Origin of the sequence: Halomonas kalidii (assembly GCF_030010475.1) — a bacterium.
Classification (GTDB): domain Bacteria; phylum Pseudomonadota; class Gammaproteobacteria; order Pseudomonadales; family Halomonadaceae; genus Halomonas; species Halomonas heilongjiangensis.
The window spans coordinates 150,864-168,344 of the sequence record NZ_JASCQN010000052.1 but is presented as its reverse complement, the minus strand read 5'-3'; the positions used below and the strand labels follow the sequence as shown (position 1 = coordinate 168,344).

At 67.5% G+C, this 17,481-nt stretch carries 12 protein-coding genes; 2 read left to right on the top strand and 10 right to left on the bottom strand.

Annotated elements, in window-relative coordinates; all coding sequences use genetic code 11:
* Positions 1-76: 76 nt before the first annotated feature.
* Entirely contained in the window at positions 77-1,261 is a 1,185-nt protein-coding gene (locus QLQ85_RS20070) for a multidrug effflux MFS transporter (RefSeq protein WP_282740613.1), read from the bottom strand.
* 136 nt (positions 1,262-1,397) lie between these two features.
* Between QLQ85_RS20070 and tal the strand changes: the two genes are divergently transcribed.
* Positions 1,398-2,342: a transaldolase gene (gene tal / locus QLQ85_RS20065; RefSeq protein ID WP_282721518.1), complete on the top strand. Its 945-nt coding sequence runs from the start codon at positions 1,398-1,400 to the stop codon at positions 2,340-2,342.
* A gap of 102 nt (positions 2,343-2,444) precedes the next feature.
* On the opposite strand, the gene QLQ85_RS20060 is transcribed toward tal, so the two are convergent.
* The 9 genes from QLQ85_RS20060 to QLQ85_RS20020 form a co-directional block, all read right to left on the bottom strand.
* Positions 2,445-2,954: an STAS domain-containing protein gene (locus QLQ85_RS20060; protein ID WP_282740612.1), complete on the bottom strand. Its 510-nt coding sequence runs from the start codon at positions 2,952-2,954 to the stop codon at positions 2,445-2,447.
* The gene (locus tag QLQ85_RS20055; protein WP_282740611.1) at positions 2,941-4,155 is read right to left on the bottom strand and encodes a PP2C family protein-serine/threonine phosphatase; all 1,215 of its coding nucleotides are present in this window, start codon (positions 4,153-4,155) and stop codon (positions 2,941-2,943) included. Before QLQ85_RS20055 ends, QLQ85_RS20060 begins: the two co-directional genes overlap by 14 nt.
* Before the next feature lie 11 nt (positions 4,156-4,166).
* On the bottom strand, positions 4,167-4,958 hold the full coding sequence (locus tag QLQ85_RS20050) for an MlaA family lipoprotein (RefSeq protein WP_282740610.1): 792 nt from the start codon (positions 4,956-4,958) through the stop codon (positions 4,167-4,169).
* A gap of 56 nt (positions 4,959-5,014) precedes the next feature.
* A complete protein-coding gene (locus QLQ85_RS20045) occupies positions 5,015-6,127 on the bottom strand; it encodes a beta-ketoacyl-ACP synthase III (RefSeq protein WP_282740609.1) in 1,113 nt (370 codons plus the stop codon).
* Positions 6,124-10,146 carry an ATP-dependent RNA helicase HrpA gene (gene hrpA, locus QLQ85_RS20040; protein ID WP_407650423.1) on the bottom strand — a complete coding sequence of 1,341 codons (4,023 nt, stop codon included), beginning with the start codon at positions 10,144-10,146 and terminating at the stop codon, positions 6,124-6,126. Before hrpA ends, QLQ85_RS20045 begins: the two co-directional genes overlap by 4 nt.
* A 163-nt stretch (positions 10,147-10,309) precedes the next feature.
* Positions 10,310-11,986 carry an AMP-binding protein gene (locus tag QLQ85_RS20035; RefSeq protein ID WP_282740608.1) on the bottom strand — a complete coding sequence of 559 codons (1,677 nt, stop codon included), beginning with the start codon at positions 11,984-11,986 and terminating at the stop codon, positions 10,310-10,312.
* A gap of 195 nt (positions 11,987-12,181) precedes the next feature.
* Positions 12,182-12,979 carry a class II glutamine amidotransferase gene (locus QLQ85_RS20030; protein WP_282740607.1) on the bottom strand — a complete coding sequence of 266 codons (798 nt, stop codon included), beginning with the start codon at positions 12,977-12,979 and terminating at the stop codon, positions 12,182-12,184.
* Positions 12,972-14,822 (bottom strand): vWA domain-containing protein, encoded by a 1,851-nt coding sequence (locus QLQ85_RS20025; RefSeq protein ID WP_282740606.1) that lies wholly within the window; start codon positions 14,820-14,822, stop codon positions 12,972-12,974. The genes QLQ85_RS20030 and QLQ85_RS20025 overlap by 8 nt, the downstream gene beginning before the upstream one ends.
* A 9-nt stretch (positions 14,823-14,831) precedes the next feature.
* Positions 14,832-15,248 (bottom strand): hypothetical protein, encoded by a 417-nt coding sequence (locus QLQ85_RS20020; RefSeq protein WP_326521389.1) that lies wholly within the window; start codon positions 15,246-15,248, stop codon positions 14,832-14,834.
* A 90-nt stretch (positions 15,249-15,338) separates the two neighbouring features.
* Here QLQ85_RS20020 and QLQ85_RS20015 point away from each other — a divergent pair, with 90 nt between their 5' ends.
* Positions 15,339-17,429, top strand: a complete 2,091-nt coding sequence (locus QLQ85_RS20015) for a S9 family peptidase (RefSeq protein ID WP_282740604.1) — start codon at positions 15,339-15,341, stop codon at positions 17,427-17,429.
* Positions 17,430-17,481 lie beyond the last annotated feature (52 nt).

Below are 17,481 nucleotides of genomic sequence, written 5' to 3'. Positions count from 1 at the left end.
CAACCCCAGCGCCGCGAGGGCGCAGACGGCGAGCGAGCAGCCTTGCAGCCAGCGGCGATCGAGCCAGGCCAGTGCCTCAGGCAGGCACCGGTCTACCCGCCAGGGTTCTCAGCCCCCAGTTGCCGACCAGCGACGCCACCAGCATGGTCAGCACCATGGGCCAGAGGCTTTCGATCTCGAAGGCCCCCACCATCACCCCCGCCAGGGCGGCGGCGCCGAACTTGATGCCCCCCATCAGCGCCGTGGCCGTGGCACTCATGTGGCCGAAGTGATCGAGCAGCGCCGACATGGCGTTGGGGGTGATCATGCCGATCATGCCGGCATAGACCATGATCACCAGCACTACCACGGGCAGCGAGGCGGCCCCTGCCGCGGCCGCCAACACCAGGACACTGGCAGCCACCAACTGCACGGTGAGCCCCAGATGCAGGTTCTGCTGTGGCGAGCGACTCTTCAGCAAATGAATGTTGAGGCGGTTGGAAAGGGCGATCACCACCACATTGATGCCGAATACCAGCGGGTAAATGGCCGGCGAGAGGCCAAAATGCTCCAGGTAGAGGTAGGGCGATGCAGTGACGAAGGCGAACAGGCCGCCGAAGGAGGCCGCCACGGCACAGATGTAGCCCATGCCCTCGCGATGGCGAAACACACTGGCGTAGTTGCGCAACACCTGACGCGGCGAGGCCGCGGGCAGGTTCGGATCACGGGTCTCGGGCAGCCGGGTGCTCATCAGCCACAGCAGGAAGGCGGCATAGACGGCCAGGAAGACGAAGATCAGCCACCAGTCCGCCAGGTAGAGGAGCCCGCTGCCCACCACCGGCGCCACCAGTGGTGCCAGCATCATGATCATGACCATGGTCGACATCACGCTTGCCGCCTCGCGGCCGCTGAAACAGTCGCGCACGATGGCCGCCGAGTTGACCACGCAGGCGCCGCCCCCCAGTGCCTGGACGAAGCGCCAGACGAGCAGTTCGGACAGCGAGCCGATGGTGGTGATCGCCAGGCTCGCCAGCATGAACACCACCAGCCCACCGAGCAGGACCGGCTTGCGCCCCAGCCGATCGGAGAGCGGGCCGAAGAGCAACTGGCCGATGGCGAACCCCGCCAGGAAGACACTGATCGACAGCTCGGTATGATGAATGCTGGCCCCCACTCTGGCGGCCAGGGCTGCCATGGCGGGCAGATAGGCATCGATGGCGAAGGGGGCCAGCGCCGTGTTGGCCGCCACCAGTATCGCCACGCGTCGCGCATTGAGGCTCAAGGGATCTCCTTTCCGCAGTCGGCTTGTCTTTGATAGGAAGCTAATAATACCCCATGGAGGCGTCGCCTGCCGGTGTCTGTTCCCGCTCTCACAGCCTTGTTACAGTGGAATCATCTTAACCAAGGAGCCAGGCCCAATGGCAGACGATCTGCTTTCGCAACTCAAGAGCATGACCACGGTAGTGGCCGACACCGGCGACATCGAGGCCATTCGGCGCTTCCAGCCCACCGATGCGACGACCAATCCCTCGCTGATCCTCCAGGCCGCCCAGCAGGAGGCGCGCCGCGCACGGCTGCAGGCGATCGCCCGCCAGGCCACCGATATCGACGACGCCCTGGACGCGGTGGCCGTCGAGATCGGCAGCGAGATCAGCGAGCTGGTGCCGGGCTACGTCTCCACCGAAGTCAGCGCCCGGCTCTCCTTCGACACCGAGGCCACCCTGGCCCGGGCCCGCTCGTTGATCGAGCGCTACGACCGCCACGGCGTCGGCCCCGAGCGCATCCTGATCAAGGTCGCCTCCACCTGGGAGGGCATCCGTGCCGCCCGTCAACTCGAGCGCGAGGGTATCCATACCAATCTCACCCTGCTGTTCAGCCTCACCCAGGCCCAGGTCTGCGCCGATGCCGGCGTGACCCTGGTCTCGCCCTTCGTCGGCCGCATCCTCGATTGGCACAAGGCCCGCGAGCCCGACGCGGATTTCGCCGGCGATCGCGATCCGGGCGTGCGGTCGGTCAAGGACATCTACGAGCACTACAAGGGCCACGGTTACGATACCGTGGTGATGGGGGCGAGCTTCCGCAACGCGGGCGAGATCCTGGCCCTGGCCGGCTGTGACCGCCTGACCATCTCCCCTGCCCTGCTCGGCGAACTGGCCGAGACCCGGGGCACCCTGGAGCGACGCCTCTCGCCACTGGATGCCGAGACGCATGCGCCGGAGCCACTGGACGAATCCGAATTCCGCTGGGCGATGAACGAGGATGCCATGGCCACCGAGAAACTGGCCGAAGGCATCCGCAAGTTCATGGACGATCAACGCAAGCTCGAGGCCCTGCTGGGCGAGCTGAGAAAAGGAACCAGCTAGTCGAAGACGCACCGGTAGCCGGTTGCCAACGCGGGGAGGCCCTATGGGGCGGCCTCGGAGCCATCTGCCGCGAACGTGCTGGCATCATCGATCAGTCGCGGCTCAATGGTGGTGCGAGGCGGCCTCCTGGGCCTCGAGCATCTCCACGAGAGGCTGGAATTCCTCGCGGTTGTGCTCGTTCATGTGCATCAGGATACGGTGCGCCTCGAGGATGCGATGGCGCAGCCCCTCCTCGTCAGCGGGCACCTCGGGGAGGTCGCTGAGCTCGCAGGGTTCGGTGATCGGCGACTCCACCAGGGTGAAATAGCGCTCGAAGCCCATGACGTCGAGCATGCGCTGGACATCGGGATGATCGGCGACGATGGTGGGCGGCTGCTCGAGCTTGCCCTGCACGGCCATGGCCACCTTGGCGAGAAACCCCAGGGCCGTGGAATCCACGTTGGAGGCTTCCCGCAGGTCGATCATCACCGCCCGGAGACCGGGGGTCCGGGAGAGCTGCTGCGCCTGGCTGTCCAGGGTGGCACAGAGTGTCAGCCGCACGTCGCCGCACAGCTTGAGCACGAAGACCCCGGAGTCGAACGCCGCCTGGATGCGGCCTTCATGAATCATCATTGCCAAATCCGCTCAACATCATGATCGTCAGGTCGTCAGGCAATTTTTCCAGCCCCGGGCCGTCCTCGACGACGGTCTCGTCGTCGGCGGGCACGTCTCCCAGGGCCAGGCTGCCCCGCAGGTCTTCCAGCGTCTCGCTGGCCTGTACCCGCTGCTCGAGTTCCCTGAGCCGCATGTCGAGCGTCTCGCCCGGCAGGCACTCCAGTATTCCATCGGAACACAGCCACAGGCGGAAGTTCTCCGGCAGCGGGCACCCCAGGGAGGGATACTCGACACCCGGAAACAGCCCCACCGGCATGCCCTCGCCGGACAGCGGATGGACCTCGCCATTCGCCACCATCAACGGCATGGGCAGCTGTGCGCCCAGCGAATAGTGCAGATAGCGACGCTCCAGGTCAATCACCCCGACGAACAGGGTGGCGTGCTTGCCGATGCCGGTGTCCAACAGCTCGCGGTTGAGTTCCGCCAACCAGTGCGGCGCCAGCTTCTCCGGCCGGGTGCCGTCCCATTCACCCTGCCAGCGATTGGAGAGATACTTCAACAGTACCGTGACGAAGGCCGACGAGGCGCCATGGCCCGACACATCGGCGAAGTAGAAGAGGATGAAGCGCTCATCGAAGCGCTGGAAATCGAGAAAATCCCCTGACAGATAGAGCGACGGGGCCAGCCAGTAATCGCAGGACACGCCGCCGACCACCTGGGGTCTCGGCGGCAGCAGCTTGCGCTGTATCTGTCCACCGGCCTGCTGGTCCAGGCGCAGCATCGCCAGGTGGGTCTCGAGGCTCTCGTTGAGGTCCCCCAGATGCTCATTGAGCTGGGCCAGACGCTCGCGATCCTGGGCCCGTTCCTGGGCCAGCCGGTGCAGCTCGATCGCCTTGCGGATCATTCGTCGCAGCAGTTGCCCGTGACGCAACGGCTCGACGATATAGTCGACCAGCCCGGCATCCACCGCCTTGAGCAGGTCCGCGTCCAGCCGCTTGTCGCTGACCACCAGGGTCGGCAGGGAGGCGTTGAGGCGCGCCCAGTCGCGACTGGGGACCGCACGGGCATGGGCCACCACCAGTGCCGTCTCCGGTGGCAGGTCATCCATGCTGTCGGCGGCGAACACCGCCAACCCATCCCGGGCGATGGTTTCGGCCAGCGCATCCCTGGCCTCACCCGGAACATCGATTACTCCAATCAGCTGCTTGGGACGGTCCATGCCGGGGTGCCTCAATCGGCGAAAGCGCCGTCGTCGAAATCCGCATCATCAAACTCGAAGTCGAACTCGTCGCTGGCGAAGGGGTCATCGCCCAGTTCGCCGTCGCTGACCTCGAAACGCCGTCGCTGCAGCCAGGCATCGCGGATGAAACTATAGCGATCGCCACGGATCAGCTCTTCCTGATCCAACAGGCCGGCCCGCGTATCCACTATCCTCAATCCGGTCAGCCCGTAGCGCACCTTGTCGTCCTCCACATAGGTGACGGGATCAGTGTACATGTCCAGCGGCAAGCCGGCAGTATCACGCACGGTACTCGGGCCGAGGAAGGGCAGCACCAGATAGGCCCCTTCACCCACGCCCCAGGCACCGAGAGTCTGGCCGAAATCCTCCTCGCGGCCGGTGATCTCCATGTGGGTGGCGAAGTCCCACAGGCCGCCGATGCCCACCGTGGTGTTGATCAAGAAGCGCGAGGTGGCGATGCCGGCATTCCCCGGCTTGCCCTGCAGCACACTGTTGAGGGCGGTGCGGATCTCGCCGAGGTTGGAGAAGAAGTTGCCCACCCCGGTCTGCACCGGCTGCGGCGTCACGCTGCGATAGCCCCGCGCCACCGGCTTCAGCACCGCCCGATCCAGGGCGTCGTTGAAGACGAACACCCGGCGATTGAACCCCTCCCAGGGGTCGTCGGGGTGACGCTCCTCCACCGTAGCGGTACTGGCGCAACCGGCCAGCAACACCACCGCCAGCAGCGTCGACAGGCGGCGGCCAATCCCCCCCCATCCCTTACCGCTTTCCTCGCACTTCATCGCATGCTCCATCCCTGGCCGCTTGTCGTATCCCGCATCTCGATGTCCGGAAGCCCTCACCGGCGGCGCACCACGACGCTGCCGGCGCTGTAGCCCGCCCCGAAAGAGCAGACCACACCGAGTGCGCCGGGGGCAAGATCCCCGCGATGCAGGTGAAAGGCGATGATCGAGCCTGCCGAACTGGTGTTGGCATAGCGATCGAGAATGATCGGCGCCTGCTCGGGACTCGGGTCGTGGCCCAGCACGCGGCGGGCGATCAGGTCGTTCATATGGCGGTTGGCCTGATGCAGCCACAGCCGCGCGAGGTCGTCTCCCGCCAGCCCGAGGCTCGCCAGGTGGTCGGTGATCAGTGCCGCCACCATGGGGCAGACCTCCTTGAACACCCGCCGGCCCTCCTGGACGAACAGCTTGTCCGGCGCCCGGGGATCGCTGTCGGTGACCCGGTCGAGGAAACCGGCGTTGTTGCGGATGGCATTGGAGAAGCGCGTCACCAGGCGGGTGCCGAGGATCTCGAAACCGCCATCGCCGGTGGCCAGTTCGTCACTCTCCAGCACAACGGCGGTGCAGGCATCACCGAAGATGAAGTGGCTGTCGCGATCGCGGAAGTTGAGATGCGCCGAGCAGATCTCCGGGCTGACCACCAGGGCCCGACTCGCGTTGCCGACTCGGATCGCATTGGCCGCGGTCTCGATGGCGAAGGTGGCCGAGCTGCAGGCCACGTTCATGTCGAAGGCGTAGCCGCCGGCACCGAGCGCCGCCTGAAGCTCCACCGCGAGGGCCGGATAGGGGCGCTCGAGGTTGGAGCAGGCGACGATCACCAGGTCGATATCGGCGGCAGCGACCCCGGCGCCCTCGAGCGCCTGCCCGGCCGCGGCAAGGCCCATCCCGCACTGGATGGAGGGCTCGTCGTTGCTGCACCGTGGCAGGCGCGGGCGCATGCGTTCGGGGTCGAGGATGCCTTCGGCGTCGAGTACGTAGCGATTGAGAATGCCCGACGCCTTGACGATGAAGTCGCTGCTCGAATAGTCGAGGCGCTCTTCGACGCCCGCCTGGGCACGACGGGCGTTCTCCGCCTCCACCCAGGCATTGAACGCGGCCACCAGGGCATCGTTGTCGATGGCGTGCTCCGGTGTGAAGAGTCCGGTGCCGGTGATCACCACGTGGGTCATGCTGTTCTCCCTGTGAGCTCTGCCCAGCGCTTCTCGAGCCGCTTGACCGAGACCGGAAATTTCGTGCCCAACTGCTGGGCGAAGAGCGAGACCCGCAGCTCCTCGATCCACCAGCCGAACTCCACCAGCGCCGGATTCTCGATGCCCCCGCGGCGCTCGCTCGCACGGCGGGCGGCCAGGCGCTGTTCGAATGCCTGGAGCTCCTGCATGTGCATCTGGTCGCGCATGCGCTCCCGCGGGGCCTTCTCCAGGCGAACCAGCGCCGCCTCCATGTAGCGAGGATACTCCTCGAGCCACTCCCCCGCCTCGCCGACGAAGCCGGGATGCACCAGCCGCTGCATCTGTGCCTTGAGATCACTGTATACCAGCGCCAGGGCCAGATTCAGGTTGCCCTTCAACGCCTTGGTCACTGCCAGATGCCCCTTCAGCGCCGCCTCCAGGGTCGCCAGTCGTGCCTCGGCCCGTGGTATCAGCTCGGCCCGGGTCTCGTCGAGGCGCGCCTCGAGCTCGGCCGACGAGCGCGGCAGCGGCGCCACCGCCACCACCTGACGGAACACCGCCGTGACCACGTCCTCGCTGAGCCGACGCTTGCTGCCGACCTTGGCGAACAGCAACGCACAGGTATCGAGGCTCTTGAGCTTCTCGATCGCACGTACCCGATCGGGCAGGCGGCGCATCGCCAGTCGCACCACGCCATCGCGATGGGCCTCCCGGGCCTTGTCGGGATGGTCGAAGAGCTCGACCCGGAAACGCTCGCCGTCGGGTACCAGGGCCGGGTAGGCCTCGACGCGAATGCCGGCCTGGGTGGTGACCCGCGACGCCGGCAGTGCCACCTCGGGCAGCTCGTCGACCGGCGCCTCGAGCCTCGCCTCCTCCGCCAGCGCCCGGGCGCCCTGCCCCGCCGCCGCCTCGAAGCGACGTTCCAGCTCGCGTGCGTCGCGCCCCTGGCCGAGCACCTTGCCGGCATGATCGATCACCCTGAGATTCATCACCAGGTGCGGCTCGAGTTGATCCGGCTGCCAGTCGTCGGGATCAACCCGCACCCCGGTACGGCGGCGCAGGAACTCGCCCAGGGCCTCGGTGAGCGGCGCATCATCGGGAACGAGGGTCTCGAGGGCCGCATCGACCCAGTCGGGGATCGGCACCACCTGGCGGCGAACCGCCTTGGGCAACGACTTCATCAGCGCGATGCACTTCTCGCGCAACAGGCCCGGCACCAGCCACTCGAGGCGTGCCAGCGGCAACTGGGACAGCATCGCCGCCGGTACGGTCAGCGTCACGCCATCGTCGGGGGCGCCGGGGGCGAAGTGATAGGCCAGCGGATAGCGTACCCCGTTAAGCGACAGCTCATCGGGATACTGTGCCTCGGTGACCTCCTCGGCCTCCCGGGCCAGCAGGGCGGCGCGGTCGAACTTGAGGATGTCGGGGTCATCGGCCTCGGCCCGCTTGCGCCAGGCCTCGAAACCCTTGCCGTTGTGGATCTCCGCGGGGATTCGCTCGTCGTAGAAGGCAAACAGCGTCTCCTCGTCGACCAGGATGTCGCGGCGCCTGGCACGGTCCTCGAGATCCTCGACCTCCTCGACCAACGCCCGGTTATGGGTGAAGAACTCGCCCCGGGTACGGAATTCGCCCTCGACCAGCGCCCGGCGGATGAACAGCTCCCGTGACTCCTGCGGGGCGATCGGCCCGTAATGCACCTTGCGCCCGGCGACGATGGGCAGGCCGAACAGGGTCACCTGCTCGCTGGCCACCACCTGGGCCCGCTTCATCTCCCAGCGTGGCTCGCTGTAGGCGCGCTTGACCAGGTGGCCGGCCAGCGGCTCGATCCACTGGGGGTCGATCCTCGCCACGGTGCGGGCGAAGAGCTTCGTGGTCTCGACCAGTTCGAAGGCCATCAGCCACTTGGGCGACTTCTTCGCCAGGCCCGAGCCCGGGTGGACGAAGAACTTGCGATTGCGCGCGCCCAGGTACTCGCGGTTCTCCGTGAGCAGTCCCAGATGCGAGAGCAGCCCGGTGAGCAGCGCCTGGTGCATCCGCACGGCGCTCTCGCGGCGCGCCGCCTGCTCGTCCTCGTTCACACTGTCGGACTCGGGGCGGGGCGTCGGCGGCGGCACCTCGATCTCCATGTCGCGCAGCAGCTGGCGCAGCTGGCGGAAGGTGTCGTGCCACTCGCGCAGCCGCAGGTAGTTCAGGTAGTGATCGCGGCACCAGCGGCGCAGTCGGTTGCCGGAGAGCTCCTCGCGGGCCGCCTCGAAGCCGTGCCAGAGGTTGAGCAAGGCGACGAAGTCGGAGTCGGGATCGTGCCAGCGGCGGTGCGCCTGGTCGGCGGCCTGACGCTTGTCCGCCGGGCGGTCGCGGGGGTCCTGCACCGCCAGCGCCGAGACCACGATCAGCACCTCGCGCAGGCCGCCCCGCTCGGCGCCGGCCAGCACCATGCGCGCCAGCCGCGGGTCGATGGGCAACCGGGCCAGCTTGCGGCCGATCGGGGTCAGGCGATTGCGCTCGTCCACCGCGCCGAGTTCGAACAGCAGCCGGAAGCCGTCGCTGACGAAGCGCGAGTCGGGCGGGTCGACGAAGGGGAAGTCCTCGATGTCGCCGAGCGACAGCGACAGCATCGACAGGATCACCGAGGCGAGGTTGGTGCGGCGGATCTCGGGGTCGGTGAACGCGGGCCGGGCGAGGAAGTCCTCCTCGTCGTAGAGGCGGATGCAGACCCCCTCGGCGACGCGGCCACAGCGCCCCTTGCGCTGGTCGGCACTGGCCTGGCTGACCGCCTCCACCGGCAGGCGCTGGATCTTCGCCCTGTAGCTGTAGCGGCTGATGCGCACCAGGCCCGGGTCGATCACGTAGCGGATGCCCGGAACGGTGAGCGAGGTCTCGGCCACGTTGGTGGCCAGCACGATGCGTCGCCCGGCATGGGGCGCGAAGACCCGGTTCTGCTCGGCGTTGGAGAGCCGCGCATAGAGCGGCAGGATCTCGGTGCCCTTGAGGTCGGCGCGGCGCAGGGTGTCGGCGGTCTCGCGGATCTCGCGCTCGCCGGGCAGGAACACCAGGATGTCCCGGGGGCCATGGAACCAGCGCTTCTCGCGCTCGACGGCCTCGAGCTCCTCCACCGCGTGGAGGATGCCCTCCTGCAGGGTGCGGTCTTCCTCGTCATCGGCCTCGCGCACCAGTGGACGATAGCGCACCTCCACCGGGTAGGTTCGCCCCGAGACCTCCACCACCGGTGCCGGTCGCGGCGTGCCGTCGTTCCCCGGCAGGGCGAAGTGCGCGGAGAAGCGCTCCACGTCGATGGTCGCCGAGGTGATGACCACCTTGAGGTCTGGGCGGCGCGCCAGCAGCCGCTTGAGGTAGCCGAGCAGGAAATCGATGTTGAGGCTGCGCTCGTGGGCCTCGTCGATGATGATCGTGTCGTAGCGCGTCAGGTCCGGGTCGTGGCGGGTCTCGGCCAGCAGGATGCCGTCGGTCATCAGCTTGACCAGGGTGTCGTCGCCGGTCTGGTCGGTGAAGCGCACCTGGTAGCCCACCTGCTCGCCCAGCGGCACGGCCATCTCCTCGGCCAGGCGTGCGGCCACCGAGCGAGCCGCCAGGCGCCGCGGCTGGGTGTGGCCGATCAGCCCACGCCGGCCCAGCCCGAGCTCCAGGCAGAGCTTGGGCAACTGGGTGGTCTTGCCGGAGCCGGTCTCGCCGGCCACCACCACCACCTGGTGGTCGCGTAGCGCCTCGAGGATCTCGCCGCGGCGCTCGGCCACCGGCAGCGCCTCGGGGTAGTCGAGGGTTACCGGGATGGTAGCGCGGCGGGCCACCGCCTGTTGCGAGCGCTCCAGCGCCTCGCGCACCTGGCCGAGCCCCCGGTCCACCGGCTTGCCCTCCTTCAGCCGCCGGGCAAGACCGCGCAGGCGCCTGTCCAGGGTCGGCACATCGCGCAGCATGGCGTCATCGAGCCCCCGGCGCAGGGCCTGGAGATCGTCGGCGGCAGACAGCTTGGCGGGATCCTGCGGTCGGGTAACGGTGGTCACGGTGGGCTCGATCGACTCCGATGGGTGGGAGCAAAGACACTGCCCGCTCCGGAAACCGGAACGGGCAGCTCATTGTAACGCCGTGTACCATGCGACGCCTAATCCGCGCCATTGGCATTGGCTATGGGATCGCTATAGTCAGCCTATCGATGCGGCCGGCGGCTCAGGCCGGCGCCTTGCCCTGATCCTCGTCGCGCAGCTGACGGCGCAGCACTTTCCCCACATTGGTCTTCGGCAGTTCGTCGCGGAACTCCACGAATTTCGGCACCTTGTAGCCGGAAAGCTCCTTCTTGCACCAGGCACGCAGGGTCTCGGCATCGAGGCCCTCGTCCCTGGCCACCACGAACAGCTTGATCGCCTCGCCGCTGGCGTCGTCGGGGACCCCCACGGCGGCGGACTCGACCACCCCCGGATGGGCGGCCACGACGTCCTCGATCTCATTGGGATAGACGTTGAAGCCGGAGACCAGAATCATGTCCTTCTTGCGATCGACGATACGGATGTAACCGTCCTCCTGGAGCACGGCGATGTCCCCGGTATGGAACCAGCCAGCGGCATCGATGGACTTGGCGGTCTCGTCGTCGCGATTCCAGTAGCCCTTCATCACCTGGGGGCCCTTCACGCAGAGCTCGCCGGGCTCGCCCAGCGGCAGGTCGTTGCCGTCGGCATCGGTCACCTTCACCGAGGTCCCGGCCACCGGCTTGCCGATGGTGCCGAGCTGAATGGCGTCGACGGGATTGAAGCTGACGATCGGCGAGGTCTCGGTGAGCCCGTAGCCCTCGGCGATGGCGCAGCCGGTGGTCTCCTCCCAGCGCTGCGCCACCGCCTTGGTCAACGCCATGCCCCCGGAGATGGTCAGGTGCAGCTGCGAGAAGTCGAGGCCACGGAAGTCCTCGCGGTTGCACAGGGCGTTGAACAGGGTGTTCAGGCCGATGAAGCCGGTGAAGCGGAGACCCTTGAGCTCCTTGACGAAGTTGTCCAGGTCGCGGGGGTTGGTGATCAGGATGGAGTGGTTGCCGGTCTCCACCATGAACAGGCAGTTCACCGTGAAGGTATAGATGTGATAGACCGGCAGCGGCGCGATGATGGTCTCGGCGCCGTCGGTGAGCGCCGGGCCGATGGCCTGGCGTGCCTGGAGCATGTTGGCGATCAGGTTGCGGTGGGTGAGCATGGTGCCCTTGGCCAGCCCGGTGGTACCACCGGTGTACTGCAGCGCCGCGATGTCGTCGGCCTGGCGAGCGGTCTCCCTGTGGCTGCGCCCGGCCCCCGCCTTGAGTGCCTGACGGAAAGGCGTGGCACCGGGCAACGAGAAGCTGGGCACCATCTTCTTGACGTACTTGACCACGGCATTGATCAGCAGCCGCTTGGGGAAAGCGTGCAGATCGCCGAGTTCGGTGACCAGTACGTGCCGGATATCGGTGCGGTCGAGGACCTTCTCGAGCTTGTCGGCCATATTGGCCAGGATCAGGATGGCCTTGGCACCGGAATCCTTGAACTGGTGCACCATCTCTCGCTCGGTGTAGAGCGGGTTGGTGTTGACCACCACCAGGCCGGCACGCAGGGCGCCGAACACCGCCACCGGGAACTGCAGCACGTTGGGCAGCTGGATGGCGATGCGATCACCCGGCTGCAGGTCGGTGTCATGCTGCAGCCAGGCGGCGAAGTCGCCGGAGAGGCGGTCGAGCTCGGCGTAAGTGAGCGTCTGCCCCATGCAACTGAAGGCCGGCTTGTCGCCGAAGCGCTTGACCGAGGCATGGAAGACATCCATCACCGAGTCGTAGTGGTCCAGCCCTTCCAGCTCGGGACCGATCAGGATCGGGGCGTTGGCGTGCTCGTTCATGGACGCGATCTCCTCGGTGTCGTCGACGGCGTGCGACGGTTGTTGTTTTTCCGGTGCCCTACGATATACCGCTGCGGCACCGCTGTAAAACAAACGATTGAAACAAACGTTTGCTCGCAACACGCCGTCTGGCAAGTCCTCCTCTTGCAGGCTTCAAGCTGGCTCACGCCGACACGCCTGGCAAGTCGCGGCTTCTCACGCTGGCACCCGGCCATGACGAGCCACGATCTCGCCAGCCTTCCACACCAGCAGCTCGCCGGGGACCATGCGCACCCAATCCTCGTTGTCGGTCAAGGGTTCGGTGGCGAGCACCGAGACGACATCGTCGGGGGTGGTGTGTTCGGCGAAGTTCACCGTCAGTTCGGCATCCGAGAGGTTTGCCCGGCCGAAGGGCGCACGGCGTGTGATATGGGCCAGCTTGGTCGAGCAATAGGTGTAGAGATAGTCGCCGTCGGCCAGCATCAGGTTGAAGACGCCGAGCCCGCGCAGGCGCTCGCAGAGCTGGTGGAGCAGGCGCCACAGCCCGCGGCGCTGCTCGTCATCACCCGGCCGCTCGGGAAAGCGGCGGCGCAGTTCGCCGAGCAGCCAGCAGAAGGCGTGCTCGCTGTCGGTGTCGCCCACCGGATGGTAGAACCCCAGTGGCAGCGTCTGCCAGCCGGTGAGCTGGCCGTTGTGGGCATAGCACCAGAGCCGCCCCCACATCTCGCGCACGAAGGGGTGGGTGTTGGCCAGGCGCACCTGGCCCACGTTGGCCTGGCGGATATGGCTGATGACGATGGTCGACTTGATCGGGTAGTCGCAGATCAGCCGCGCGATGGGCGAGCGAACCGACGGGTGAGGGTCGCGGAAATCGCGATACCCCCCCTCCTCGTAGAAGGCGATGCCCCAGCCGTCGCGGTGGGGGCCGGTGCCGCCACCGCGATGCAGGAAGCCCGTGAAGCTGAAGCAGATGTCGGTGGGCACGTTGGCGCTCATGCCCAAGAGCTCACACATGGGGTTCCTCCCGGCGGGCGACCCGCCGCCACCGCCGGCGACGCCGGACCAACAGCAGTACCAGCATCAGCACCACCGCCAGCACCACGCCCGCCCAGAGTCGCGGGTCTCGCCCGTGGGACTCGGCCAGACGCTCCAGCCCCGGACGCCCTTCCTGCCACAGCTCCATGGCCAGGCGTGGCAGGGCGTTGACCAGCGCCACGAAGCGATCGGCGGCATTGAGGTCCTCCCCGGCTCCCGCGTCCAGGTCGGGATCGAGATCCTCGCCGAAGCGCTCGGCGGCCAGCGTCGGACCGGCCATGTCGGCCAGGTCGAGTCCGGTGCTGGCGTCGGGATTGAGCAGCAGCCGCGGCAGGCGGAGCTCCCGGGTCTCGCCATCGAGCGTGATGCGTGCGGTGATCAACAGCGGCCGGCTGATGGCGTCGTCCAGCTCCGGAAGCGGCATGTGCCAGCGTCGCTCCTCCACGGCCTCGGCAGCCAACGTCTCGCCCGAGAGCTCCCCCGATAGCTCGGTGTTGTCGCGATCGAGGCGCGGATGCTCGGCGACCAATGCCACGCGGCCGGCCCGGGGCTCGTGTCTCGCGCCGATGGCGGGCAGGATGTTCACCGCCTGGATGCGCTGGCGATGGAAGTCCTCCCCCTCGGCGCGCAGCACCAGCCGCGCGCTACCGGTCAGGGCGGGGGCCGGCAGCACCCCGACGAAGCGCCCCTCCTGTTCCTCCAGGCGCACGGCAGCCTGGACGCTACCTTCCGGGTCGTAGAGCTGTACGCTCATGACGATCTCGTCGACCCCCTCGACGAGCGGCTCGCCTTCGCGTTCGAGCCAGGCCTCCAGCGGCAGCGGGAAGCCGAGGTAGAGGGTCGCCGGCAGGCTCTCGGTATTGAGGGTCAGCGGTGCCACCACACTGATGCGGCTGTCGTCGCCGACCTCCCCTTCCAGGCGCCACTCGCCGGGCTGGGGTTCGGGGATGCGAATCAGGTCGAAGCGTGGCTCCACCTGCCAGTGGCTTCCTTCCGGGCGGTCGTCGGCACGATAGACGGTGCCGTCGGGGGCGATCAGGCTCAGGGGCTCGCCGTCGGGGTCATGGAACAGTAGCGCCGAAAAGGACTCGACATCCGGGTCGATGATGAAACGCCCCTCGTCCAGCGGCACCTGGTCGGTGGGAAAGATGCGCTCGAAGATGTCGAGGAAGGCCCCGAGCAGGCTCTCGGGGGTCTCGACCATCGCCGGCAGGCCGGCGGTGATCTGGGAGAGGCGCTCCACCAGCGCCAGGTCGGCCTCCTCGGAAAAGGCGATGCCATGCACCACCACACCCTCGGCGGCAAGCCGGGTCGCCAGGTCGTCGAGCAGCGTCTGCCGTGAGGCACGGTCCACTCCGGGCTTGGCTCCGCGGGCCGGCGGCAGATCGATCATGCCATCGGTGAGCAATACCAGGTGGCGTCCGCCGTTGGGGTCGGGGGTCGCCGCCTCGCGCACCGCGGCCTCGATGTCGGTGAACTGCTGGTACTCCCCCAGCGCCGGCGACAGGGCCAGGGCCCGGCGACGCCACTCGGCGTCCACGCGACCCAGCGGCAGGGGATTGTCGACCCGCTCGCCGAAGGTCCAGACCCCGGCACTGACGCCGTCCGGCAGCAGCGACACCAGCAGTTCCAGGGCGCTGGTACCGAGCTGGTTGGGGTCGTTCTCCTTCATGCTGCCCGAGACATCGATGATCACCCGCACGTCCGGCTGCTCCTCGACCTCCTGGGCCAGGCTTGGCCCCGCCGCCAGGCACAGTAGGCCGGCCGCCACCAACAGCCCGCGGACTCGCCATCCGCGCCTGCCCACCATCCACCAAGCCATCGTGGCTCCTTAGCCGATCATCGGCTCCCGACGCTCCCCACCACCACCGCGGCGGGGAGGCATAGGCTCGTCATCCTCATCCATGTCGACGTATTCATGATGATGACGCCCCCGCCACCAGAGCAGCAGCCCCACCCCGGCCCCGGCCAGGCCACCCGCGACCAGCAGCAGCAACGCCGGCACCATCACCGAGGCATTGCGCTCAAGGAAGGCGACGGCAGCCACCATCACCGCCGGCGCGAAGCCGGTATAGAACTCGCCCTCATCGAGCAGCGGCAGGCGGAAGCGTGCCGGCACCCAGATCATGCCGGCCACCAGCCAGGTGATCACCAACCGTGGCAACCGTGGCAGGAAACCCAGCCCCAGGTAACCGGTCAACACCACCACCAGCGACAAAAACCCGTAGCTCAGCCATAGTAGGGACATCGAATCTGTTATCGGCATCGATACCTCGCAGCCCGTGCGTCCCGCGACGCACCGTCTTGAAAATGTTCTAAGTATGGTACATCCCGCGCAATGAAAGCACAGCCGCCCCATGACAATCTCCAGCGCCCAGACGACTCTCCCGTGGCCCGCTTCCGTCGCGCCGACGACCCCGAGTGGCACTGGCTGGAGAATCGAGACGATCCGGAGGTGATCGCCTTCCTGGAGGCGGCCAATCGCGAATCCGCGAGCTGGTTCGCCCCCCTGGACGAGCTGGTGGAGCGACTCTATCACGGCCACCTGGCTCGCCGTGAGCTCGCCGTTCATGGCCTGCGCACGCCGCTGGACCACTTCACCTACTGGAGCGAAACCGCGGTGGATGCCGACTACCCGGTATGGTGGCGCCATCCTAACGATCGCGACGACGCTGTCGAGATCTTCCTCGACCTCCAGGCCCGTGCCGAGTCCCACCACTTCCTCGAGCTGGGCGACATGGCGCTGTCGCCGGACGAGGCCTGGCTCGCCTGGACCGAGGACACTCGCGGTGACGAGACCTTCGCGCTCTTCCTCAAGCGGTTGCCGGACGGGGAGGCGGTGAAACTGCTCGAGGAGATCGGTCCCGAACTCACCTGGGCCGAGGACAACCAGACCCTGCTGTATACCCGCTACGACGCCACCCAGCGACCGGAAAGCATCTGGCGGCTACCGCTGACGAAAGGGGCGGACGGAGCCCCCGAGGCAGGGGAACCCACCCTGGTACTGCGCGAGGAGGACCCGGAGTTCTGGCTGGGTCTGGGCAAGACCCGCTCCCGGGAGTGGCTGGTGCTGGAGAGTGCCTCCAAGGACACCAGCGAGTGCCACCTGGTGCCTGCCCGGCAACCGGCTACCGCGCCGCGTTGTTTTCGTGGCCGCGAGAGTGGCGTCGAATACTCCCTCGACCATCGCCCCGGCCATTTCTATGTGCTGCACAATCGCCAGGCGCCTCACTTCCGGCTCGACGTGGTGGACGAGGCCGACCCGGCAGGCGACTGGCGGCCCATGATCGCCCACCGCCAGGACGAGACCCTGGAGGGCGTCGATGCCTTCACCTGGGGGCTGGTGATCAGTGCACGCGACCATCACCAGGCACAGGTGTACCTGCGCATCCTCGAGCTGGACGACGCGGGCGGCATCGGCCGGGACGAACGCCTGCCACTGCCGGAGACGCCCTGCAGCCTGGCGCTGGGCGACTCGCCCCACTTCGACGCACGGCGCCTGCGGTTACGCGAAGAGTCCTTCACCCTGCCGGTGACCTGGCTGGAACACGACCTGGACAGCGGTGAACGCCGTCTGCTCAAGCGCCAGCCGATCCATGGCGACCTCGCGCCGGAGCAGTTGGCCTGCGAGCGACTCTGGGCCACGTCCCACGACGGTGAGCGGATTCCCGTCTCGGTGGTGATGCGCGCCGACCTCGCCGGGCACCCGCTGCCTACCCTGCTCTACGGCTACGGCGCTTACGGCGAGGTGCTCGATCCCTGGTTCTCGGTCGCCCGGCTGGAACTGCTCGCCCGGGGCATGGCCTTTGCCGTGGCCCACGTTCGTGGCGGGGGCGATCGCGGCGAACCCTGGTACCTGGCCGGCAAGCTGGAGCACAAGGAGAACAGCTTCCGCGACTTCCTGGCCGCCCGCGATACCCTGGTCGAGAAGGGCATCAGCGATGGCGAGCAGATCGCCGCCTATGGCGCCAGCGCCGGCGGCCTGCTGGTCGGTGCCAGTCTCAACCTGGCGCCCAAGGCCTTCTGTGCGGCAGTGCTCGATGTCCCCTTCGTCGACGTACTGCGCACCATGGAGAATCCCGACCTGCCTTTGACCACTGCCGAGTACACCGAGTGGGGAAACCCCGATGAACCCGATACGCGCAAGCGTATTCGCGCCTACTCGCCGCTGGACAACCTCTCGGCTCAGCCCTGGCCCACGGTCTTCCTGCAGGGCAGCTGGCACGACACCCGAGTGCCCTACTGGGAACCCGCCAAGCTCTACGCCCGGCTGACCGAACTCGGCACCGCCCGCGGTCCCGTGCTGTTGCGCACCGACATGGCCGCCGGCCACGGCGGGGCCTCCGGACGCTTCAAGGCCTGGCACGACAATGCCCGTCAGGATGCCTTCATTCTATGGGCCCTGGGGCTGGAGACGCGAGAGGGTTGAAGACACCGCCAGCTTGTCGGCGCCTTCAGGGGGCGATCGGCCAACGGAGAAA